Raw genomic sequence first — 21,261 nt, forward strand, 5'->3', positions numbered from 1 at the left:
CCGGCTGCGGGCTATCCGGCTGCGGCCTGCCCCGCTGTAGCCTGCCCGGCTGCAGCCTGCCCGGCAGTGCGGGCGTCGCCGATGCTGTGCAGCCCTTCGGGAGTGGTGCCGTTGACTTCGTAGTCGCCCACGGTGCGCGCCTTGAACACGGCGGGGTTGTGGGTGGAAACGGTCCTGGCGTTGCGCCAGTGCCGGTCCAGGGATTTCGACTTCGACGTGGCGGATGCCCCGGTCACGTCGAAGAGCTGCTGGGCCGCGGACTGGACGAGTTCGGGCACCAGCAGCTGGGCCTTTTCCACGGCGATCTCGCCGCGGACGTAGCGCTGCTCCCGGGTGAGATCCAGGTTTCGGTCCGCGCCGGCGTCGAGCTCCCGGGCGGCGGCCAGCACCACGGATTCCGCCGCGAAGACCTTGGCCGAGAGCTGGCCCACGAGCTGCAGGATCAGCGGGTCGCTGCGGAACAGGTCGCCGGACCCGGTGTTGAACGTGCGCTTGCGGTCGCGCACGAGTGCCTTCGCGTCGGCCAGTGCCGCCCGGCCGATGCCCGCCAGGACGGCGAGCAGGACCAGCTGGAAGAAGGCCGGCTCGTGCGTGGTGGATTCCGAGCGCCGGATGATGTTGGCGTCCGGCACCACGGCGTCGCGGAAAATCGTGGTGCCGGTGCCGGTCAGCTGCTGGCCGAAACCGTCCCAGTCGTCGAGGATCTCAACCCCCGGCTGGGTGGTGCTGACCACGGCGTACTGCCGGCCCTCCACGCCCTCGGTGCTGGCCATGACGGCAATCCACTCGGCGAAGATGGTGCCCGTGGTGTAATACTTTCTGCCGTTGAGCAGCCAGTCCCCGCCGTGGCGCGTCAGCTTGGTCCCGGTGGTGCCGAGGACATTTCCGGACTTCTCCGTGGCGGCGTTTCCAAAGATCTCGCCGGCCACCACCTTCGGGTACCAGCGGTTCCGGAAAGCCACTGATTCCAGCCCGACGGTTTCCACGAAGGCGAAGTGGGAGCGGTAGAGGTGGGCCACGGAGGAATCCGCCGCGGCGAGTTCGATGAGCAGCCGGAAGAAGGGCTCGAAGCCGATGCCGTCGCCGCCGTGTTCCGTGGGCACCCGCAGCCGGCCGAAGCCTTCCTCGTTCAGCCAGCGGACCTGTTCGAAGGGCAGGACCCGGTCCTGCTCACGGGCCAGCGCGCCCTCCGCGATCCGGGCAAACACGGGCCGGAAACGCTGCGCGAGCGTCTCGTAAGCCGCTTCAGCCGAAGGTGCTCCGGCCGATGCCGGGGCGGCCGGTGGCGCTGCGGGGGCTGTGGTCTCTGGTGCGTAGGACATGCGTTCCCTCGGTTGCTGGTGGCCGGACTAGAGCTTGGCGACGTCGGCGGCGGGATCCTGGTCCCAGGGGGTGGGCAGGATGCCCTTCTGGTAGCTGGCAAACCAGGCTTTGACCTCCGGGGACTGGAAGGCGGCCTTGAGGGCCGCGGCCTTCTCCGACCCGGCGAAATCCTTCCGCCCGGCAACCACGATCCGGAACGGGACCTGGTCCGCATCCGTTTCGAAGGCCAGCGCGTCGTCTTTGCTGTGCCCCGCGTCGGCGGCCATCCGGGCGACGAGGAAGCCGGCGTCGACGTCGGGAAGGGTCTTGGCGAGGGACTGCTGGTCCACTTCCACGAACTGCAGCTTCTTCGGGTTGGCGGTGATGTTCTTCTGCGAGGTGTGGATCACGGTTGCGTCGGACAGCTCCAGCAGGCCGGCATCGCGCAGCATGAACAGGGCCCGGCCGTTGTTCGCCGGGTCCACGGGGATGCCGATCTTGGCGCCGTCCGGGAGCTCGTCCAGGGATTTGTACTTGTCAGACCAGATGCCGCCCGGCGCGCTGTAGACGTAGAACAGGCCCACGTTCTCCAGGCCCTTGTCCTGGTTGAACTGCTTCAGGTAGGCGTTGTGCTGGAAGAAGTTGGCGTCGAATTCGCCGTTGGCCACGGCCAGGTTGGGCTGGATGATGTCCGTGACGTACGTGGGCTCCAGGGTCCAGCCCTGGGCCGCGAGCAGCTTCTGGGCCAGCTTGGTCGGTTCCTGGTACGGGGCGGACTCGGTGACGATGATCTTGATCGTCTTGCCGCCGCTGGCGCCGGCACCGCCCGGGTTGGTGAGGCCGCAGCCGGTCAGTGCGGCGGCGGACACTGCGCCGGCGCCGGCGAGGGCATACTTGAGGAAATTTCTACGCTGCATGGTCTTGGTCCTTTGTGGTGGTTCGCGCTGAGCTATGACTGGGCGGTGACGGTCGCGGGCTGGTTTTCGGCCGCCGCGGAGAATTCGGTGAAGGCTCCCCGGAAGGCGGCGGCGGGGTGGCGGCCGTTGAGGCGCGGCCCGGCGCCGAAGAGCTTCTCGCGCAGGGTTCCCGGCGCGTAGCCGGTCTGGGCCAGGCCACGGCTGCGCAGTTCCGGCAGCACCCCGTCGATGAAGTCGGTGTAGGAGCCGGGGATGGTCTGGTTGATGATGTTGATGCCGTCGATTCCGGCGTCCTGCCACTGCTCGAGGCGGTCGGCAATCTGATCCGGCGTTCCCACCACCCGGTTGGCCCGGCTGCGGTAGAGCGCAATGTCGCGGAGGGTGGGGTTGCCGCCGCGGACCGAGGCGCGGATGGCCGTGAGATGGCCTTGGCTGCCTTCGGTCTCCAGGTCCCCGAGCGGGGTGTCCAGCGGCAGGCCGCCGAGGTCGACGCCGAATCCGCCGCCCACGTGGGCCAGCAGGGCCTCAATGTCCAGGCTGTCCTCGAGTTCGTCGGCCTTGCGGTTCGCCTCGGCTTCGGTGCCGCCCACCACGAAGTGCATACCCTGCAGGAACTTCACGTCATCCGGATGGCGGCCGGCGGCAACGGCCTGTTCCCGGACGGCCGCGGTGTACTTCGCGGCCACCTCGGTGCTCGGCGCGAGCGTGAAGGTGGCCTCGGCGTTGGCGGCGCAGAACTGCTGGCCGCGGCCGGAGCTCCCGGCCTGGAAAAGCACCGGGGTGCGTTGCGGCGACGGGGCCGCGAGGTGGGGCCCGTCGATCGAGTACCGGGGTCCGCGGTGGTAGATCTTGCTGACTTTCTCCGGGTCCGCGTGGACTCCGGTCTCCTTGTCCCGGAGCAGCGCATCGTCTGCCCAGGACCCTTCCCACAATTTGTAGGCTGCCTCGACGTATTCGTCCGCCCAGTCGTAGCGTTCGTCATGCTTGGTCAGCTCGGTGGCGTTGAAGTTCCGGTGCGCGTTTTCCAGCACGCTGGTGACGATGTTCCAGGCCACGCGGCCGCCGCTGATGTGGTCCAGCGTGGACATCTGCCGGGCGAACTGGAACGGGTGGCTCTGGATCACCGACGACGTCGCGGCCAGTCCGATCTCCCGCGTTCCGGTGGCGAGCGCGGACAGCAGGATGAGGGGGTCGTTGGAGGGCACCTGCAGGCCCTTTTTCAGCAGCGACGCCCAGCCGCCGTCGTAGTCGCCGTAGAGACCGACGACGTCGGCGAAGAAGATCGCGTCAAACTTGGCGTCCTCGAGCTGGCGGGCCAGGTCGACCCAGAGCTGGAGTTCGTTGAACCGGTGCTGCTGGGCTTCCGGGCGCCGCCACTGGCCGCCCATGATGTGGCTGGACGTGTTCATCACGAAGGCGCTGATCAGCAGGCGGGGGCGGGGTCCGTCGAAGCGGGTACTGGGTGTTGAAGTCATGGGGTGCTTTCCGCTGGGGAGGTGGGAAGAGGGTGCTGCGGGCGCTCAGAGGCGCTTGTCCAGGCGCCGGGCAACATAGGACCCGCCCAGCTGAACGATGGTGACCAGCAGGATCATCAGGACAATCGCGGTGATCATGAGCGGAGTTTCGTAGCGGTAGTAGCCGTACCGGATGGCGAAGTCGCCGATTCCGCCGCCGCCCACCAGGCCGGCCATCGCCGAGTAGGAGATGAAGCTGACGGTCATGATGGTGATGGAGCTGACGAGTCCGGGCTTCGCCTCCACAATCAGGACGTCCCGGACGATCTGGGACCGGCTGGCGCCCATGGACCGTGCCGCTTCGACCACTCCGCCGCCGAGCTGGCTCAGGTTCTGTTCCACAAAACGGGCGAAATAGGGAATGGCGTTGAGAGTCAGCGGGACAATGACGGCGGCCGTGCCGATGGTCGTGCCGACGATGAACCTGGTCACGGGAATGATCGCGATCAGCAGGATCAGGAACGGGAACGAGCGGAGCAGGTTGACCAGTCCGTCCAGGACGCGGTGCAGTTTTGGCCGGTGCTTGAGCCCGTTGGGACCGATGGTGTAGAGCAGGACACCCAGCGGTGTCCCGAGGAGCACCGCCAGCGGGATGGCCACCAGCAGCATGGTCAGGGTCTGCCCCATGGCGACGCCGATTTCGGGCAGGACTTCCAGGATGCGGTCAAACATTGATCAGGCCCTCCGACGCGGCTGTGGTGTGGGTGCCCCTCCCGGAGCGGTCCAGCTGGATCTCATCGGAGACCAGGTAGCGGCCGATCGACGTCGCCGGGTGGAAGCCGGGGCGCTGGAGTTCGGTGAGATCGAACTGCTCCACCACCCGGCCCTCTTCCATGACCGCGACGTTGTCCGCGATGGCCTTGATGACGTTCATCTCGTGGGTGACCACCACGATCGTGATGCCGAATTCGGCGTTGACGTCGGCCAGGTACTGCAGGACCGATGACGTCGTCCGAGGATCAACGGCCGACGTCGGCTCGTCGCAGAGCAGCACCTTGGGACCGGTGGCGAGGGCGCGGGCGATCGCCACCCGCTGTTTCTGGCCCCCGGAGAGTTTGGCCGGATATGTCCCCGCCTTGTCGGCGAGGTCCACGATTTCCAGGGTTTCGGCGGCCCGCCGGCGGCGTTCTGCCTTCCCGACGCCGGCGAACTTCAGGGACAGCTCCACATTTTCCTGGGCCGTGAGGTTGTTGAGGAGATTGAAGTGCTGGAAAATCATGCCGATGTCGTGCCGCTTGGTCCGGAGCTCGGCGTCGGAGAGGGTCACCAGGTCCACGCCGTCCACCAGGACGCGTCCCGACGTCGGGCGCTCGAGGAGGTTGATGTTGCGCAGCAGCGTGGATTTGCCGGCGCCGGAGAACCCGATGATGCCCTGGATGGTGCCCCGCCTGATGTGCAGGCTGACGTCGTCGACGGCCGTGAAAGGGCCTGCGGCCGAAGCGAAGGACGTGCTGACATTCTGGATCTCGATCACTGGCCCCCACCTGCTCGGGGCCGCGGCGCTGCCGCTGTCTGCGTGTTCATGATTTCCTCCGGGCTCGCCCGAGGAAAGCCCTGGGTCCTGGCGTCCGGGCAGCGCTGAGCGAAGCCGCGGAGCCTCAGAACACAGTGGTTCTCCATCGGTCCTGGCGGTAGCACCGTCCTCAAAGAGGGGGTTGCTGCGGCGTCACAGAGCCAGATCTCTCAGCCGCTCGGGATGGTTACGAGTCCATCTCACACGGCAATGCGGCGGATACGGAAAAAGCCGGTCACATTTTGTAACCGACTCTTCCCAACCTGTTGATCGTCATTCCCGGGCCGTTAGATGCCCACGCGCCAGCCTTCGCGGGCCGGGCACGCGTCCACGACGACGTCCAGCCCGGCGGCCTTGGCGCGGTCCGCCGCGGCGTCGTCGAAGACGCCCAGCTGCAGCCAGACGGCCTTGGCGCCTACGGCGATGGCCTCGTCTATGACTGCCCCCACCCTGTGGGAGTTGACGAAGCAGTCCACGACGTCGATCGGGTGCTTCTCCGCCGGGATGTCCGCCAGGGAACGGTACCCCTTCTCCCCGTGGACGTCGTCGCCGGGAAGGTTGACCGGAATGATGGTCATGCCCATACGGTCCCGGACATAGAGGGAGACTTCGTACGCCGAGCGCCATTCGTTGGTGGTCAGGCCCACCACCGCCCACGTGCCTTTGGTTCGCATGAGGCGGTCAATGACTGCCGGATCGTTAACATGGGCCATGCATCAACCTTACTCCTGCGGCCTTTGCGGACAATCGTCGAATAAATGAATGATTTCGACCGCGCGCAGGCCGGGTGAACGAATATTACAGCGGTCCCGGGCGTCGATTTTGTGGAATCCCGCATCTCGGCTCTAGTAGGTAATGACCATCCCGAGCGGCCGAGAGACCTGGATCGATGACGCCGCAGCAACCCCCGGTGACGTGAGACGACCATTCCCACGGAACTGTTCCGCCCTCCTTCGAGGAAATTCGAGGGAACCGGAGGGACCAAGGGTGCTACTGCCAGGACCGATGGAGTGCAGCAATGACCCCTGAGAACTATTCCGCCCTGCCCACCTTTGCCCGGACTGCGTCCGAGGCATTCCCACAAACCACTTCGGACGCGACGGCGAACGAAGCAGGGCCGCGTGACGCGCCCGGCTCCTCTCGCGGCTCTTCGGGATGGTCCCTGAACGAGCCCACGGACGACGCAGTGCACGGCGTCCCCACCGACGGGCCGGCGCGTCACCGCAGCACCACCCCCGGAAACCACCCTCCCCGGCACGGCGCCGCCGCGACCGCGGGAACTGCCCAGGCAGAGACGGTTGCGTTCTGGGAAACCCAGGCTCTCCGCCTCGACTGGGCCGACGTGCCCGGCGCCGCAACGGAGCGTGCCAAGCCCTGGCACACCGCGCACCGCCGGGTCCCGGCCGACGTCGAGGCCGGCGTCGGACCGCAGATCACCTGGTTCGAAGGGGGCAGACTCAATGTCGCCTACAACTGCGTCGACCGCCACGTAGCGGCGGGGCGCGGGGACAAGGTGGCCCTGCACTTCGAGGGCGAGCCCGGTGACCGCCGTGCCGTCACCTACGCCGACCTCCAGCGCGAGGTCTCCAAAGCCGCCAACGCCCTCCTGGACCTGGGCATCACCAAGGGCGACCGGGTGGTCATCTACCTCCCCGTCATCCCCGAAACCGTCATCATCACCCTCGCCGTGGCCCGCATCGGCGCCATCCATTCCCTGGTCTTCGGCGGGTTCTCCGCGGAGGCCCTGAAGTTCCGGGTCGAGGACACCGGCGCCAAGCTCCTGGTCACCACCGACGGCCAATTCCGCCGTGGCACCGCCGTGCCGGTCAAGGACAACGCGGACGCCGCCGTCTCGGGCGACAACGCCATCGAACACGTCCTGGTGGTCAACCGGACCACTCCCGCGGGCGAACTGGACACGGTCCCGATGACCGCGGGCCGCGACGTGTGGTGGCACGACGCCGTCGGGTCCGCCTCCGAAACTCACGAGGCCGAGGCGTTCGACGCCGAGACGCCGCTGTTCATCATGTACACCTCCGGCACCACCGGCAAGCCCAAGGGTCTGGTCCACACCTCCGGCGGCTACCTCACGCAGGCGTCCTGGAGCTTCGAGCACCTGTTCAGCAACCCGGACCCGGCGCTGCGGGAGAAGGACGTGCACTGGTGCACGGCCGACCTCGCCTGGGTCACCGCGCACACCTACGAGCTCTACGGCCCGCTCTCCAACGGCGCCACGCAGGTCATCTTCGAGGGCTCACCCAACACCCCGCACCCGGGCCGGCACTTCGAGATCATCGAACGCTACGCGGTCACGCAGTACTACACCGCGCCCACCTTGGTCCGCTCCCTCATGGGCTGGTTCCCGGACGGCGTTCCGGACTCGTACGACCTCTCCTCCATCCGTCTGCTCGGCACGGTGGGCGAGGCCATCAACCCCGAGGCCTGGCGCTGGTTCCGGGCCAACATCGGCGCCGGCACCGCCCCGGTGGTGGACACCTGGTGGCAGTCCGAAACCGGCGCCACCATCCTCTCCCCCGCGCCGACGGACCCCGGGTTCAAACCCGGCTGCGCGGCCCGCCCGCTGCCCGGCGTCAGCACGCGGATCGTGGACGACGCCGGCAACACGGTGCCGCCCGGCGTCCAGGGTTTCATCGTGGTGGACTCCCCCGGCCCCGCGATCGCCCGGACGGTCTGGGGCAACCCGCGCCGGTACTTCGATTCGTACTGGCGCCAATACGCCGAGCAGGGCTGGTTCCTCGCCGGTGACGGCGCCAAGTATGACGACGACGGCGACATCTGGATCCTCGGGCGGGTGGATGACACCCTCAACGTCTCCGGGCACCTGCTCTCCACGATCGAGGTCGAATCGGCGCTCGTCTCCCACCCGGACGTGGTGGAGGCCGGCGTCTGCCCGGTCGCGGACCCAAAGACCGGCCACGCGATCGTCGCCTTCGTGGTGCTGAAGGATTCGGCGGCCACCCCCGACATCCAGGGTGTCCTGAAGGCGCACGTCGCGAAGCAGATCGGGCCGATCGCGAAGCCCCGGGACGTCGTCGTCGTTCCCGATGTGCCGAAGACCCGCAGCGGCAAGATCATGCGCCGGCTGCTGACCCAGCTGTTCGAAGGTACAACGCTCGGTGACACCACCTCGCTGCAGAACGAACCATCCATCGCGGGCATCCAGGATGTGCTGCGCGACCGCGCGGCGGAATTCCTGGCAACAGCAAGCCCCACCCGGAAGTAAAGGAACACCCATGACTGAGATCAGCAACGTCGCCCGTCTTTCCGAACCGCTCAAGTTCGCCTACTGGGTCCCCAACGTCTCCGGCGGCCTGGTGGTGTCCACCATCGAACAGCGCACCGGCTGGGACTTCGAGTACAACAAGAAGCTGGCCAGGATCGCGGAAGACTCCGGCTTCGAATACGCCCTGACCCAAACCCGGTACGCCGCATCCTACGGCGCGGACAAGCAGCACGAGGCCACCTCGTTCAGCCTGGCGCTGCTGGCCGCCACCGAGCGCCTCAAGGTGATCTCCGCCGTCCACCCGGGCATGTGGCACCCCGGCGTGCTGGCGAAGTACATCATCACCGCGGACCACATCTCCAACGGCCGCGCCGCCGTGAACATCGTCTCCGGCTGGCTCAAGGATGAATTCACCAACTTCGGCCTCGAATGGCTCGAACACGACGAGCGCTACGTCCGCACCGAGGAATTCATCAAGGTCCTTCGCGGGCTCTGGACCGAGCAGGACTACAGCCAGTCCGGCAAGTACTACAACATCACCGACTTCACCCTGAACCCGGCACCGGTGGACGTGCCGGGCCGGGCACACCCGGAGATCTTCTTCGGCGGCAACTCCACGGCCGCGCAGGCCACCGCCGGCCGGGTGGCTGACTGGTACTTCTCCAACGGCAAGGACCTCGAGGGGTTCAAGGAGAACATCGCCGGCGTCGTCGCCGCCGCCGGCGACAGCGGACGCGGGGCCGGGAACGCCCTGCCCACACTCCCCTCTCCCAGGTTTGGCCTGAACGGCTTCGTGATCGCCCGGGATTCCGAGAAGGACGCCCGCGACACCCTCCGCGAGATCGTCGAGAAGGCGCACAAGCCCGCCGTCGAGGGATTCCGCGCCGCCGTCCAGGAAGCCGGGGCGTCCACCAAGGACGGCAAGGGCATGTGGGCCGACTCGAGCTTCGAGGACCTGGTCCAGTACAACGACGGCTTCAAGACCCAGCTGATCGGCACCCCGGAGCAGATCGCCGAGCGGATCGTGGAGTACAAGAAGATCGGCGTGAACCTGTTCCTGACCGGCTACCTGCACTTCCAGGAGGAAGTCGCCGCGTTCGGTGCGGACGTCCTGCCGATTGTCCGCGAACTCGAGGCCGACCTCGCACGGAAGAACGGCGTCGAGCTGGACCTGTCCCGGACCCCGGCGGCAACCGGCACCACCAGCAAGCTGGTGAACGCGTAATGGCTGACCGCAAATTCGGTTTCCGCACCCGCGCCCTGCACGCCGGCGGCACGCCCGACGCCGAGCACGGCGCCCGGGCCGTGCCGATCTACCAGACCACCTCCTTCGTGTTCAAGGACACCCAGGACGCTGCGAACCTCTTCGCGCTGCAGAAATACGGCAACATCTATTCCCGGATCGGCAACCCCACGGTGGCCGCGTTCGAGGAGCGCATCGCCTCCCTCGAGGGCGGCATCGGCGCGGTGGCGACGTCCTCGGGCATGGCCGCGGAATTCATCACGTTCGCCGCCCTGACGCAATCCGGGGATCACATCGTGGCCGCCTCCCAGCTCTACGGCGGCACGGTGACCCAGCTGGACGTCACGCTGCGACGCTTCGGCGTGGACACCACCTTCGTCGCCGGCACCGATCCGGCGGACTACGCCGCCGCCGTGCGGGAGAACACCAAGGCGATCTTCGTGGAGGTGGTGGCCAACCCATCCTCGGAGGTCCAGGACCTCGCGGCCCTCGCGAAGGTGGCGCACGACGCCGGCGTACCGCTCGTCGTCGACGCCACCTTGAGCACGCCCTACCTCGTGCGGCCGATCGAGCACGGGGCGGACATCGTGATCCACTCCGCCACCAAGTTCCTCGGCGGCCACGGCACTACCCTGGGCGGCGTGATCGTCGAAAGCGGCCGCTTCGATTGGGGCAACGGCAACTTCCCGACCATGACCGAGCCCGTGGCCTCCTACGGAGACGTGTCCTGGTGGGGCAACTTCGGCGAGTACGGGTTCCTCACCAAGCTGCGCTGCGAACAGTTGCGCGACATCGGCCCGGCGCTGTCCCCACAGTCGGCGTTCCAGCTGCTGCAGGGCGTGGAGACGCTCCCCCAGCGCCTCGACGCGCACCTGAAGAACGCCCAAGCCGTGGCCGAATGGCTGGAAGCGGACGAGCGCGTGGCCTACGTGAACTTCTCCGGCCTGCCCTCGCACCCGCACTTCGAGCGGGCGAAGAAGTACCTGCCGCTGGGTCCGGGCTCGGTGTTCTCCTTCGGCGTCAAGGGCGGCCGGGCCGCTGGCCAGAAGTTCATCGAGTCCCTGCAGCTGGCCTCGCACCTGGCCAATGTGGGCGACTCCCGGACCCTGGTCATCCACCCCGGGTCCACCACCCACCAGCAACTGAGCCCCGAACAGCTCGAGTCAGCAGGTGTCCCCGAGGACCTGGTCCGCATCTCCGTGGGCCTCGAGGACATCGACGACATCCTCTGGGACCTGGACCAGGCGCTGGACGCCGCTTCGGAGGCAGCAGCCCCGGATGCATCAGAGGCTGAAGCCTGCACGATCGGAGCGAACTGATGAGCGTTGAAGAACGGACCTGGACCGGACCGTCGGCGCCGGAGCGCCTGAACCTGCTGCGGCAGGCGAAGTCGATCGCGATTGTGGGCGCCTCGGACAAGCCGTCGCGGGCGAGCTATTTCGTGGCCACCTATCTGCAGTCCTCCACCCGGTACAAGGTCTATTTCGTGAACCCGGTGGTGAAGGAAATCCTGGGTCAGCCGACGTATGCGTCGCTCGCGGACCTGCCGGAGAGCCCGGACATTGTGGACGTGTTCCGCAAGCACGGTGATTTGCCGGGAGTCCTGGACGAGGCCATCGCCGCCGGCGCCAAGACTCTCTGGCTGCAACTGGGCTCGTGGCATGAGGACGTTGCCAAGGAGGCCGAGGCCGCCGGGCTCGACGTCGTAATGGACCGCTGCGTGAAGATTGAGCATGCCCGGTTCCACGGCGGCCTGCACCTGGCCGGGTTCGACACCGGCGTCATCTCTTCCAAGCGGCAGGTCCTGGCCTAAGTCCAACCCACCTGCGCCAACCCACCCGTTGCGCTATCACTTAGGGTCGTTCTCAGCGCTGATGACCGCCCTACGTGATAGCGCAACCGGGTTAACAAAGGGGTCTAAGGGCGGTTTATGGCTGGCCGGGGGCCTTGGTCGGAACGACGCCGGGCAGGGTTGGCGTGATGTGGCCCGGAACGCGCGGCAGGTCCTTGTCTGGGTTTCCGCCGCCGCCCGGAAGACCGGGTGATGCCGGCAGTCCCGGCGCTCCGGGCTGCTGGCCGGGGGTGGGCAGGATGCCGTCGCGGCCGCCGGCGGGCGGTGTGGCGGGCGGCTTGTGTCCGGCCGCCGGGGAGCCCGGAGTGCTGGAGCTGCTGCGCGTCGATGCTCCGGACGGGGCGGCGCCGGGCGTCCCGGGACCCGGCGTGGCGCCGGGCATGGGAAGGGCGGGGATGGTGGACGGCGAGGGCTGGACATGCTCCGGGGCCGGCGCGCCGTGGCCCGGGGGCTGGAAGATAACCCCGACGGTGTGGCTGACGCTGTGCCGGAAGTCCTCGCTGGATGCCGCCACGGCGCCGGCACCAAGGGTCATGGCACCCACGACGGCGCCGCCAACGATGGCCAGCCGACGCTTCCGGCCGCGGCGCTCGGCGAGGCTCGTGACCCCGGCTGGCAGCGATGCATCGGCGTCATTTTTCGCGGACGCGACCGTGGGCAGCGCCGTCGTCGTGGCTGAGTCAGGGGCGGCTGGACCGGCTGCTCCGGCCGTTCCGGCGGTGAGCAGGGCCGCGAGGTCGGCGCGGGGTGCGGGAGCCGCATCCGGGACCACGGCGCGGAGCTGTTCCAGCGCGCTCCGAAGCTCGGCCGCGGATTCGAGGCCGGAGTCGCCCAGCATCGCCTGGATGGTGCCATCCTGCTGGGGGTCGCGGGTGCCGGTCATGATGCTGCGTGGTCCTTTTCGGTTACGAGTTCGCGCAGGGCACTGAGCCCGCGGCGCTGAAGCTGCTTGATGGCACCCGGCGTCTTGTCCATGATGCCGGCCACCTGTTCGATGGAAAGGTCCGCGACGATCCGCAGGACCAGAACTTCGCGCTGCTCCTCGTTGAGCCTCGCGAGAGTGTCCGAGATACCGCCCAGGGATCCGAGCGCTTCATCCTCGGCCGATGCCGAGTACCGTGCGTCGTTCAGGGGGTCGTATTCGGCCAGCTGCGGCGTGCGTTCTGCCCGCCGCCTGTAGTCGACCAGCCGCGCGTGGGCGACGGAGAAAATGAATGTCCTGAGACCTGCGTGGCCGCCGGTGACGCCGGCCAGTTTTGGCAGGACGTCCACGAACACGTCTTGGGTCAGGGCCTCGGCGTCGTCCACGCCCCGGGCCCGGAAGTAGCCCAGCACGGCCGGGGAAATCACCGTGTACACGGCGCTGAATCCAGAGGGGTCACCAGCTAAGGCGGCTGACAATTCGTCGTCGCTTAGCTGCTGCGCCAAGAGGCTGTCCTTCCGTTACTGCTGGGGTGCGGCCCCGCAAGTCTAGTGGCCGCACCCCGGAGCCCTGCAAAATGAGGACTCCCTCCTTGCTTTCAGACCCGTGCCGGGTCCAGGCTAACCAGCCGGAAAATTACTTGTCGTGCTGGGGCAGCTCGACGGACGGCTGGGCCGGAACGGCCGGCACGGCGGGAGTTGCCGGAACGCCGTTGGCGCCGGGAACCGCGGGGACGGCCGGGGTTGCCGGAACTGCGGCGTTCAAGTTGGCGTTGGCGTGCGCCTCGCCGGCAGCACCCTTGACACTGGCGCCGCCCTTGACGGTGGCACCTTCCTGGTCCGCATCGACGGAGCCTTCGCCGGCACCCTCGGTGCCGTCAACGTCGGCGTCGGCGTCGGCGTCGCTGTGGCCCTTGGCGGAGCCGTCAGTGGACGGAGTGGCCGGGATGGCGGGGACGGCGGGCTTCGCCGGGAGCGTCGGAGTGGCCGGGACCGCCGGGACAGCCGGCGCGGCGGGCGTAGCGTGCTTCACTTCAGTCTGCTCGGTGCTGGAGACCTGGGCCGCGTTGGCCAGTCCGATGCCGGAGAAACCTCCGACTGCCAGGATGGCGGCGCCGACAGCAATCTTGGTGGTCTTGCTAACACTCTTCATAACAGCAGTACATCCTTTGTTTTTTTGGTGGAAGGCGGGCTGAGGCCCCATGGGGGCAGTCGACAGCCCGCTCTCGCCATGGAAGGCTGGCCGGCGCCCGATGGGGACAGGCGCCGGCAAGCGCTTACGGTTAAGGGCCGACCGGAGACCAGATGGGGGGAAGGCGCCGGTCGGCGCTTACGGTGGAAGGCCAGCCGGTGTCTGGTGGGGGGTCCGAACTCCGGCGGCGCTTACAAAGAGGTAATCGCTGGGCGGGCTCGAAAGGTTACGCACCGATCGGAATTTTCTTGATTTCTTTTTTTAGCCGGCGCTGGCGGGGCATAACGACGACCGCGGGCCCCGCCAGGGAACCCGCCGCCGTCGTGCGCCGTGTCAGGACCGGAAGAGGCCGCTGTAGGCGTTGAGGGCGATCTGGCCGCCGAGGTGGGCGTAGAGGACATTGCTGCCGGCCGGAATCTCCCGGCTTTTCACGAGGTCGATCAGCCCGGCGAGGGACTTTCCTTCGTAGACGGGGTCGGTGATCATGGCCTCGAGCGAGGCGCCCAGGCGGATGGCCTCCAGGGTGGACTCGACGGGAATTCCATAACGGTCCCCGGCCCAACCCTCCATGACGTTGATTTCGTCGTCGCGGAGTTCCCGGCCCAGGCCGATCAGCTCGGCGGTGTTCCGGGCGATGCGTTCAACCTGGTCGCGGGTCTTCGCCAGCGTCGCGGAAGCATCGATGCCGATCACGCGGCGCGGCTTGTCCTGGCCGGCGAAACCCGCGATCATCCCGGCGTGGGTGGATCCGGTGACGGTGCAGACGATGATCGTGTCGAAGAAAATGCCGAGCTCGCGCTCCTGCTCTTCCACCTCGTAGGCCCAGTTGGCGAAGCCCAGCCCGCCCAGCCTGTGGTCGGACGCGCCGGCCGGGATCGCGTACGGCTTGCCACCGGCGGCCTCAACCTCTTCGATCGCGGTCTCCCAGCTGCTGCGAATGCCGATGTCGAAGCCCGCACTGTCCAGCCGGACGTCGGCGCCCATGATGCGCGAGAGCAGGATGTTGCCTACCCGGTCGGACAGTGGATCCGGCCAGTCGACCCAGTTTTCCTGAACCAGGCGGGCTTTGAGGCCAAGTTTCGCGGCCACCGCCGCGACCTGACGGGTGTGGTTGGACTGGTAGCCGCCAATCGAGACGAGGGTGTCCGCACCCTGCGCCAAGGCATCCGGGACGAAGTATTCAAGCTTGCGCGTTTTGTTCCCGCCAAACGCGAGGCCGCTGTTGACGTCCTCCCGTTTCGCCCAGATTTGCGCCCCGCCCAGGTGCGCGCTGAGCCGCGGCAGCGGGTGGATGGGGCTCGGTCCAAACATCAGGGGGTAGCGCTCAAAATCGGTGATGGCCATCGTCGGTCCTTCGCTCGCGGTGGGAAACGGCTGGGTGAGCAACAAATATGCAATATATTGCATTGTCGGATACCTGCCCGGGGAGGGCAAGGGCAATATACGATATGTTGCATGCCCGTTCCCTCGCTCGCCGGAGTCCACAAGCGGCCGCTGCTGCGGGACAACGTCTTTGAATCGATCCGGAACGCGATCGTCGATGGCACGTTCGAACCCGGCGAACGGCTGAAAGACACAGAACTGAAAGCCTGGCTGGGCGTGAGCCGGACACCCATCAGGGAGGCGCTGCTGCGGCTGGAACGCGCCGGACTGATCGTTGCACTGCCGGGCAAGGCGACCATCGTCGCCCCCTGCGACCAGGCGTCGACCCTGAGCACGCAGCAGGTGGTGGCAGGACTGCACGAACTGGCCGCCCGCCTGGCCGTCCCGCTCCTGTCGGCGGAGCACCTCTCCGCCATGGCCGAGGCCAATGCGCGCTTCGAACAGGCCCTGCAGGCCGCGGAGGTCGAGTCGGCGCTGCAGGCCGATGACGATTTCCACGCCGTCTTTGTCACGGTCAGTGGCAACCCGGTGCTCCAGGAACTCCTGGAACAAACCACCCCCGTGCTGCGCCGGGTGGAGCGGATGCGCTTCGGTTCCTTTGCCGCCCGGGAATCGGTGGCGCAGCACGCCGAAATCATCCGGCTCGCCCGCCTTGGCGACGCCGAGGCCGCCGCCAGGGCATGCCGGGAGAACTGGCTCTCGCTGCAGTTCACGTCCGCGGAGGACCCCGCTGAGACCCGGCCTTAACTGCGGCGGCGGCGGGCCGCCTTTGTCAGGTGGCCCGCCGCCGTCGTGCGCCAGCTGGTGACGCGTCAGTTGGTGTCAGTCGGTGCTAATCGTTGATGAGGTCGTTGACCACGATTGTCTGGTCGCGGTCCGGGCCGACGCCGATCGCGGAGAACCGCGTGCCGGAGAGCTTTTCGAGGGCCAGGACGTAGTTCCGGGCGTTTTCCGGCAGGTCCTCCAGGGTGCGGGCGCCGGTGATGTCCTCGGTCCAGCCTTCGAAGTATTCGAAGATCGGCTTGGCGTGGTGGAACTCGGTCTGGGTCATGGGCATTTCGTCGTGCCGCACGCCGTCGACGTCGTAGGCCACGCAGACCGGGATCTGCTCGATGCCGGTCAGCACGTCCAGCTTGGTGACGAAGTAGTCCGTGAAGCCGTTGACCCGGGAGGCGTGCCGCGCGAGCACGGCGTCGTACCAGCCGCAGCGGCGGGGACGGCCGGTGTTGACGCCGAACTCGCCGCCGGTCTTCTGCAGGTACATGCCCATCTCATCGAACAGTTCCGTCGGGAACGGACCCGCGCCCACGCGCGTGGTGTAGGCCTTGATGATGCCGATGGAACGCGAGATCCGGGTGGGGCCGATGCCGGAGCCCACGGAGGCGCCGCCCGCGGTCGGGTTCGAGGACGTCACGAAGGGGTAGGTGCCGTGGTCAACGTCCAGGAAGGTGGCCTGGCCGCCCTCCATGAGGACCACCTTGCCTTCGTCCAGGGCGGTGTTCAGGACGTAGGTGCTGTCGATCACCAGAGGGCGGAGGCGCTCGGCGAAGGACAGGAAGTACTCCACGATCTCGTCCACCTCGATGTCGCGGCGGTTGTAGACCTTGACCAGGAGCTCGTTCTTCTGGCGCAGCGACCCCTCTACCTTCTGGCGCAGGATCGAGGCGTCAAAGACGTCCTGGACGCGGATGCCGAGGCGGGCCACCTTGTCCATGTAGGCCGGGCCGATGCCGCGGCCGGTGGTGCCGATGGCGCGGCTGCCGAGGAACCGCTCGGTGACCTTGTCCAGGACCTGGTGGTAGGGCGCCACGAGGTGCGCGTTGGCGGAGACGCGCAGCTTGGACGTGTCCGCGCCGCGGGCCTCCAGTCCGTCGATCTCCTGGAACAGGGCTTCCAGGTTCACCACGCAGCCGTTGCCGATGATCGGAATCGCGTTCGGGCTCAGGATGCCGGCCGGAAGGAGCTTGAGCTCATACTTCTCACCGCCTACGACGACGGTGTGCCCGGCGTTGTTGCCGCCGTTGGGCTTGACGACATAGTCAACGCGGCCGCCAAGCAGGTCAGTGGCCTTACCTTTGCCTTCGTCGCCCCATTGGGCTCCGACGATCACGATTGCTGGCATGGGATCCTCCCCCATTCGTTCGGGCCGAACTGCGTCTAATGACCAGGCGGTCACGGCAGCTCAGCGCCGTTCATGAGAATGCCCCGAATCTATCGCTGTGTTCGTATCCAACGCCAGAGTTCCGGGGCTCTTACCACCCAAGTTTAGCCGAAATCGGTGGCTGGCATCGCTTTGGGTCCTTGCTTGGACGCGCCGCCTGGCCGGTGGTGAACGCCAGGGCGGCTTCCGCGAGGGCGGGCGACGCCGCGGCCGACACATAGCGGGCACCTCTTGCGGGACCGCGCGGTGTGGAATTGAGTGGGAGTGAGAATCCCGAACGGCTGAAAGGAAACCGCGCCATGTCCCGGACCACCGACCACATCCGTGTGACCCATGCTGGCTCGTTGCCCCGCACGCCGGAGCTGATCGCCGCGAACGAGGCCAAGGAAACTGACGGCATCACGCCCGAATTCCTGGACCTGCTCGAAACCTCGGTGGTGGACATCGTCCAGCACCAGAAGGACCTGGGCATCGACATCCCCAATGACGGCGAGTACGGGCACACGATGTCCAGCTCCGTGGACTACGGCGCCTGGTGGAATTACTCCTTCTCAAGGCTCGGCGGCCTGGAACCGACCGACGTGGACCGCTGGGCCGACGCCAGGGTGCACCGCTCCTCTCCCGGCCACATCGTCCTGACCTCCTTCACCGACCGGCGGGACCGGCAGAAGTTCGAAGACGCCTACGACGACCCCTCCTCCGGGATCCTGGCCCACCGCAAGGCCGTCACGCAGCCGAAGATCGCCGGGCCGCTGACGTACACGGGCCAGGAGCTCGTGGCCTCGGACATTGCCAACCTCAAGACCGGCCTGGCCGCGGCCGGGCTCGCCGAGGGGTTCATCGCCTCCCTCTCCCCCGGTTCGTGCGCCCGGGTGGCCAACGAGTACTACGGCAACGACGAGGAACTCCTCTACGCCTGCGCCGACGCGATGCGCGAGGAATACCAGGCCATCATCGACGCGGGCCTGACGGTCCAGCTCGACGACCCCTCCCTGGCCGAGAGCTGGGACCAGATCAACCCCGAGCCGAGCCTGGCGGACTACCTGAAGTTCATCCAGCTCCGGGTCGAAGCAACCAACTGGGCGCTGCGCGGCCTTCCCCAGGAGCAGATCCGGCTGCATGTCTGCTGGGGTTCCTGGCACGGCCCGCACACCACGGACATCCCCTTCGCGGACATCGTCGACTCAGTCCTGCAGATCAATGCCGGCGGTTACTCCTTCGAGGCGGCCAACGTCCGGCACGAGCACGAATGGCGCGTCTGGGAGGATGCGAAGCTTCCCGAGGGGAAGGTCATCATCCCCGGCGTCGTCTCCCATGCCACCAACGTCGTGGAGCATCCGGACCTCGTGGCCGACCGGATCGTGCGCTTCGCCGAGCTCGTGGGACGTGAAAACGTGATTGCGTCCACCGATTGCGGACTGGGCGGCAGGGTGCATCCCCAAATCGCGTACGCCAAGCTGGACGCCCTCGGCGAAGGGGCACGCCGCGCCACCAAGCGGCTCTGGTAGCAGCGCGGAGGCGGCAGGGCCCCGTCCGGCGCTGCATTTCGCGGGGCTTGATAGACTGATAAGGATCGACCAGGAATCGGTCCACACCACATTTTCAAACCACACCATTGCTCCGCATGCCCGTATTCGGCGTGCCTGCATCCGGTGTGGCAGCTTTGCCAATCCCGCAGGAGACCCAGCAACATATGACAGCCCTGGCCACCGAAAATTTCCGCGAAGAGCTTCTGAGCCGCCGGTACGAACCCAACGTCGCCCCCGTCAACGAGCTCCTTGACGTCCTCCAGGCAACCAAAGCTGGCACCGCTGTCCCCTACGTGGACCCCATGCACGACGTCGACGAATGCCGGATCATCAGCCTGTACTCCAACATCGGCACGGCGGACGCGTCAGGCTTCATCACCGCCGGCGACGACGAGGCCGCCACCCGCATGCTGGGCATCCAGTGGAAGCTGGGCCTGCGCCCCGAATTCGTCATGCCGTGGAACGTCCACCCGTGGCACGTCCCCGGCGAGCCGAACGGCAAGTTCACGCCGGACCAGATTTCGGCGGGCCTGAAGCCGCTGCTGAAGTTCCTGGCCCTCGTGCCCCGCGCCTCCGTGATCGTGGCCCACGGCACCGAGGCCAACCGCCTGGCCAACCTGCTGCTCAAGACCGAAGTGCCCATGATCTGGCGCCGCGGCCTGAAGACCTACAAGGTCCGCTCGCTCAGCGGCCGGGCGTTCGCCGGTACCCCGGCCCGGCAGGAAGAATACCTGGCGGAGATGCACACCGCGTACGCCGATGCCATGGCCCGCACGGGCCTGACCAAAGCCAGCTAGTCCCCACCCGCACCCTGAACAGTTAAACGACGGCGGGCTTCCACCTCAAGGTGGGAGCCCGCCGTCGCCGCTTAAACCCCAACGCGGGGTCACTTACGGCCCATCCACCGGGGTGGAATGGGCCGTAAGTGACCCCGCGTTGGGGTTGATTGCCCGCCTCAGCCTTCGGCTTCGATGGCCGCCTTCGCGCCGGGATCGGAATCCTTCAGGAACTTTTCAATCCGCTCCGGCTCCTCGGCCTCGCCGATCGCCGCGGACGCGCGGCCAAGCGAGTAGAGGGAGCGCAGGAAGCCGCGGTTGGGTTCGTGCTCCCACGGGATCGGCCCGACCCCGCGCCAGCCGTTGCGGCGCAGCGAATCCAGGCCGCGGTGGTAGCCGACCCGCGAGTACGCGTAGGAATCGATGGTGCGGCCCTCGTTCCAGGCCTCCTCGGCGAGGATGGCCCACAGGAGCGAGGAGGTGGGGTGCTTCGCCACGAGGTCCACGGCTTCCTGGCCGAGCGCGAGATGCTGGTAGATCTCGCTCTCGGCAGGCAGGAGCGTGGGTTCGGGACCCATCAGGTTTTTGCGGAACTCGTCGGACATGGCTAGAAGGTCTTGCCGGTGGAGCCCAGCTGCTGGGCGGCCTCGACCACGCGGGCGGCCAGGCCGGCCTCGGCCGAAGCGCCCCAGACGCGGGGATCGTAGAGCTTCTTGTTGCCGACCTCGCCGTCGACCTTCAGCACGCCGTCGTAGTTGCGGAACATGTGGTCCACCACCGGGCGGGTGTAGGCGTACTGGGTGTCGGTGTCGATGTTCATCTTGATGACGCCGTAGGAGACGGCGTCCGCGATTTCCTTGTCCGAGGAGCCGGAGCCGCCGTGGAACACGAGGTCGAACGGGTTGGCCTTGCCGATCTTGGCGCCGACCTGCTCCTGGATGTCCTTGAGGATCTCCGGGCGGAGCTTGACGCCGCCGGGCTTGTAGACGCCGTGCACGTTGCCGAAGGTCAGGGCCGTGATGTAGCGGCCGTTTTCGCCGGAACCGAGCGCGTCGATGGTGGCCAGGGCGTCCTCGACCGTGGTGTAGAGCTTGTCGTTGATGGCGTTCTCGACGCCATCTTCCTCGCCGCCCACGGTGCCGATCTCGACTTCGAGGATCATCTTGGCGGCCGCGGTGCGCTCGAGCAGTTCACGGGCGATCCGCAGGTTTTCCTGCAGGGTCTCGGCGGAGCCGTCCCACATGTGCGAGTTGAAGAGGGGGTTGCGGCCTGCCTTGACCTCGGCCTCGGAGGCGGCGAGCAGCGGGAGCACGAAGCCGTCCAGCTTGTCCTTGGGGCAGTGGTCCGTGTGCAGGGCGATGTTCACGCCGTAGTTCTTCGCGACCTCGCGGGCGAACGCGGCAAAGCCGAGGGAACCGGCAACCATGTCCTTGGTGGCGGCGCCGGACCAGTAGGCCGCACCGCCGGTGGAGACCTGGACGATGCCGTCGGACTCGGCCTCGGCGAAGCCGCGCAGGGCGGCGTTCAGGGTCTGGGAGGACGTGACGTTGACCGCCGGGAAGGCGAAGCCGCCCGTCTTTGCGCGGTCGATCATCTCGGAGTAGATCTCTGGGGTTGCAATGGGCATGCTGACTCCTCATGTGAATTTCGTCTACGGGCTGGTGATCCTGGAGGGAACCTCGTCGGCTAGGAACCATCCTAGCCATTCCTGCGC

Annotated in this window: 20 protein-coding genes and 1 riboswitch; of the genes, 7 read left to right on the forward strand and 13 right to left on the reverse strand. The window is 67.2% G+C overall.

Going from position 1 to position 21,261, the window contains the following annotated elements:
- Positions 1 to 11: 11 nt before the first annotated feature.
- The 6 genes from C560_RS0118590 to C560_RS0118615 all read right to left on the reverse strand — a co-directional run bounded on the left by C560_RS0118590 (position 12) and on the right by C560_RS0118615 (position 5,959).
- Entirely contained in the window at positions 12 to 1,322 is a 1,311-nt protein-coding gene (locus C560_RS0118590) for an acyl-CoA dehydrogenase family protein (RefSeq protein WP_026539329.1), read from the reverse strand.
- A gap of 27 nt (positions 1,323 to 1,349) precedes the next feature.
- Positions 1,350 to 2,219, reverse strand: coding sequence for a MetQ/NlpA family ABC transporter substrate-binding protein (locus C560_RS0118595; protein WP_026539330.1), 870 nt, complete (start codon positions 2,217 to 2,219; stop codon positions 1,350 to 1,352).
- A 32-nt stretch (positions 2,220 to 2,251) separates the two neighbouring features.
- Positions 2,252 to 3,694, reverse strand: coding sequence for an LLM class flavin-dependent oxidoreductase (locus C560_RS0118600; RefSeq protein ID WP_026539331.1), 1,443 nt, complete (start codon positions 3,692 to 3,694; stop codon positions 2,252 to 2,254).
- A 45-nt stretch (positions 3,695 to 3,739) separates the two neighbouring features.
- Complete coding sequence (locus C560_RS0118605; RefSeq protein ID WP_018776122.1) at positions 3,740 to 4,405, reverse strand: methionine ABC transporter permease; 666 nt, start codon at positions 4,403 to 4,405, stop codon at positions 3,740 to 3,742.
- A complete protein-coding gene (locus tag C560_RS0118610) occupies positions 4,398 to 5,207 on the reverse strand; it encodes a methionine ABC transporter ATP-binding protein (protein ID WP_026539332.1) in 810 nt (269 codons plus the stop codon). The genes C560_RS0118605 and C560_RS0118610 overlap by 8 nt, the downstream gene beginning before the upstream one ends.
- Before the next feature lie 139 nt (positions 5,208 to 5,346).
- Positions 5,347 to 5,436: riboswitch (SAM riboswitch) on the reverse strand.
- Positions 5,437 to 5,533: 97 nt separating this feature from the next.
- On the reverse strand, positions 5,534 to 5,959 hold the full coding sequence (locus C560_RS0118615; protein WP_026539333.1) for a CoA-binding protein: 426 nt from the start codon (positions 5,957 to 5,959) through the stop codon (positions 5,534 to 5,536).
- A 305-nt stretch (positions 5,960 to 6,264) separates the two neighbouring features.
- Here C560_RS0118615 and acs point away from each other — a divergent pair, with 305 nt between their 5' ends.
- The 4 genes from acs to C560_RS0118635 are packed head-to-tail and all read left to right on the forward strand — an operon-like array spanning position 6,265 to position 11,546.
- Positions 6,265 to 8,490 (forward strand): acetate--CoA ligase, encoded by a 2,226-nt coding sequence (gene acs / locus C560_RS0118620; RefSeq protein ID WP_026539334.1) that lies wholly within the window; start codon positions 6,265 to 6,267, stop codon positions 8,488 to 8,490.
- 10 nt (positions 8,491 to 8,500) lie between these two features.
- Complete coding sequence (gene sfnG, locus C560_RS0118625) at positions 8,501 to 9,715, forward strand: dimethylsulfone monooxygenase SfnG (protein WP_026539335.1); 1,215 nt, start codon at positions 8,501 to 8,503, stop codon at positions 9,713 to 9,715.
- On the forward strand, positions 9,715 to 11,052 hold the full coding sequence (locus C560_RS0118630; protein WP_026539336.1) for an O-acetylhomoserine aminocarboxypropyltransferase/cysteine synthase family protein: 1,338 nt from the start codon (positions 9,715 to 9,717) through the stop codon (positions 11,050 to 11,052). The genes sfnG and C560_RS0118630 overlap by 1 nt, the downstream gene beginning before the upstream one ends.
- A complete protein-coding gene (locus tag C560_RS0118635; protein ID WP_018776128.1) occupies positions 11,052 to 11,546 on the forward strand; it encodes a CoA-binding protein in 495 nt (164 codons plus the stop codon). The genes C560_RS0118630 and C560_RS0118635 overlap by 1 nt, the downstream gene beginning before the upstream one ends.
- A 115-nt stretch (positions 11,547 to 11,661) precedes the next feature.
- Here the strand turns inward: C560_RS0118635 and C560_RS23495 are convergent, their stop codons facing one another.
- The 4 genes from C560_RS23495 to C560_RS0118655 all read right to left on the reverse strand — a co-directional run bounded on the left by C560_RS23495 (position 11,662) and on the right by C560_RS0118655 (position 15,042).
- On the reverse strand, positions 11,662 to 12,468 hold the full coding sequence (locus tag C560_RS23495; RefSeq protein WP_026539337.1) for a hypothetical protein: 807 nt from the start codon (positions 12,466 to 12,468) through the stop codon (positions 11,662 to 11,664).
- On the reverse strand, positions 12,465 to 13,013 hold the full coding sequence (locus C560_RS0118645) for an RNA polymerase sigma factor (RefSeq protein WP_026539338.1): 549 nt from the start codon (positions 13,011 to 13,013) through the stop codon (positions 12,465 to 12,467). Before C560_RS0118645 ends, C560_RS23495 begins: the two co-directional genes overlap by 4 nt.
- 130 nt (positions 13,014 to 13,143) lie before the next feature.
- Positions 13,144 to 13,659, reverse strand: coding sequence for a hypothetical protein (locus C560_RS23500; protein ID WP_026539339.1), 516 nt, complete (start codon positions 13,657 to 13,659; stop codon positions 13,144 to 13,146).
- Positions 13,660 to 14,031: 372 nt separating this feature from the next.
- Positions 14,032 to 15,042 carry a 1-aminocyclopropane-1-carboxylate deaminase gene (locus tag C560_RS0118655; protein ID WP_018776131.1) on the reverse strand — a complete coding sequence of 337 codons (1,011 nt, stop codon included), beginning with the start codon at positions 15,040 to 15,042 and terminating at the stop codon, positions 14,032 to 14,034.
- A 111-nt stretch (positions 15,043 to 15,153) separates the two neighbouring features.
- Here C560_RS0118655 and C560_RS0118660 point away from each other — a divergent pair, with 111 nt between their 5' ends.
- Positions 15,154 to 15,828: a GntR family transcriptional regulator gene (locus tag C560_RS0118660; protein ID WP_026539340.1), complete on the forward strand. Its 675-nt coding sequence runs from the start codon at positions 15,154 to 15,156 to the stop codon at positions 15,826 to 15,828.
- A gap of 85 nt (positions 15,829 to 15,913) precedes the next feature.
- Here the strand turns inward: C560_RS0118660 and C560_RS0118665 are convergent, their stop codons facing one another.
- Positions 15,914 to 17,203: an adenylosuccinate synthase gene (locus tag C560_RS0118665; protein ID WP_018776133.1), complete on the reverse strand. Its 1,290-nt coding sequence runs from the start codon at positions 17,201 to 17,203 to the stop codon at positions 15,914 to 15,916.
- A gap of 338 nt (positions 17,204 to 17,541) precedes the next feature.
- Between C560_RS0118665 and C560_RS0118670 the strand changes: the two genes are divergently transcribed.
- Together C560_RS0118670 and C560_RS0118675 are read left to right on the forward strand one after the other, a co-directional pair.
- The gene (locus tag C560_RS0118670) at positions 17,542 to 18,750 is read left to right on the forward strand and encodes a cobalamin-independent methionine synthase II family protein (RefSeq protein ID WP_026539341.1); all 1,209 of its coding nucleotides are present in this window, start codon (positions 17,542 to 17,544) and stop codon (positions 18,748 to 18,750) included.
- A gap of 185 nt (positions 18,751 to 18,935) precedes the next feature.
- Positions 18,936 to 19,568, forward strand: a complete 633-nt coding sequence (locus C560_RS0118675) for a uracil-DNA glycosylase (protein ID WP_026539342.1) — start codon at positions 18,936 to 18,938, stop codon at positions 19,566 to 19,568.
- A gap of 158 nt (positions 19,569 to 19,726) precedes the next feature.
- Here C560_RS0118675 and C560_RS0118680 read toward each other — a convergent pair whose 3' ends face one another.
- Positions 19,727 to 20,152: a DUF3151 domain-containing protein gene (locus tag C560_RS0118680; RefSeq protein WP_018776136.1), complete on the reverse strand. Its 426-nt coding sequence runs from the start codon at positions 20,150 to 20,152 to the stop codon at positions 19,727 to 19,729.
- Between the two features lie 2 nt (positions 20,153 to 20,154).
- Entirely contained in the window at positions 20,155 to 21,174 is a 1,020-nt protein-coding gene (gene fbaA, locus C560_RS0118685; protein ID WP_018776137.1) for a class II fructose-bisphosphate aldolase, read from the reverse strand.
- Positions 21,175 to 21,261 lie beyond the last annotated feature (87 nt).

The sequence above is a fragment of the Arthrobacter sp. 9MFCol3.1 genome, assembly GCF_000620385.1.
Taxonomy (GTDB): Bacteria; Actinomycetota; Actinomycetes; order Actinomycetales; family Micrococcaceae; genus Arthrobacter.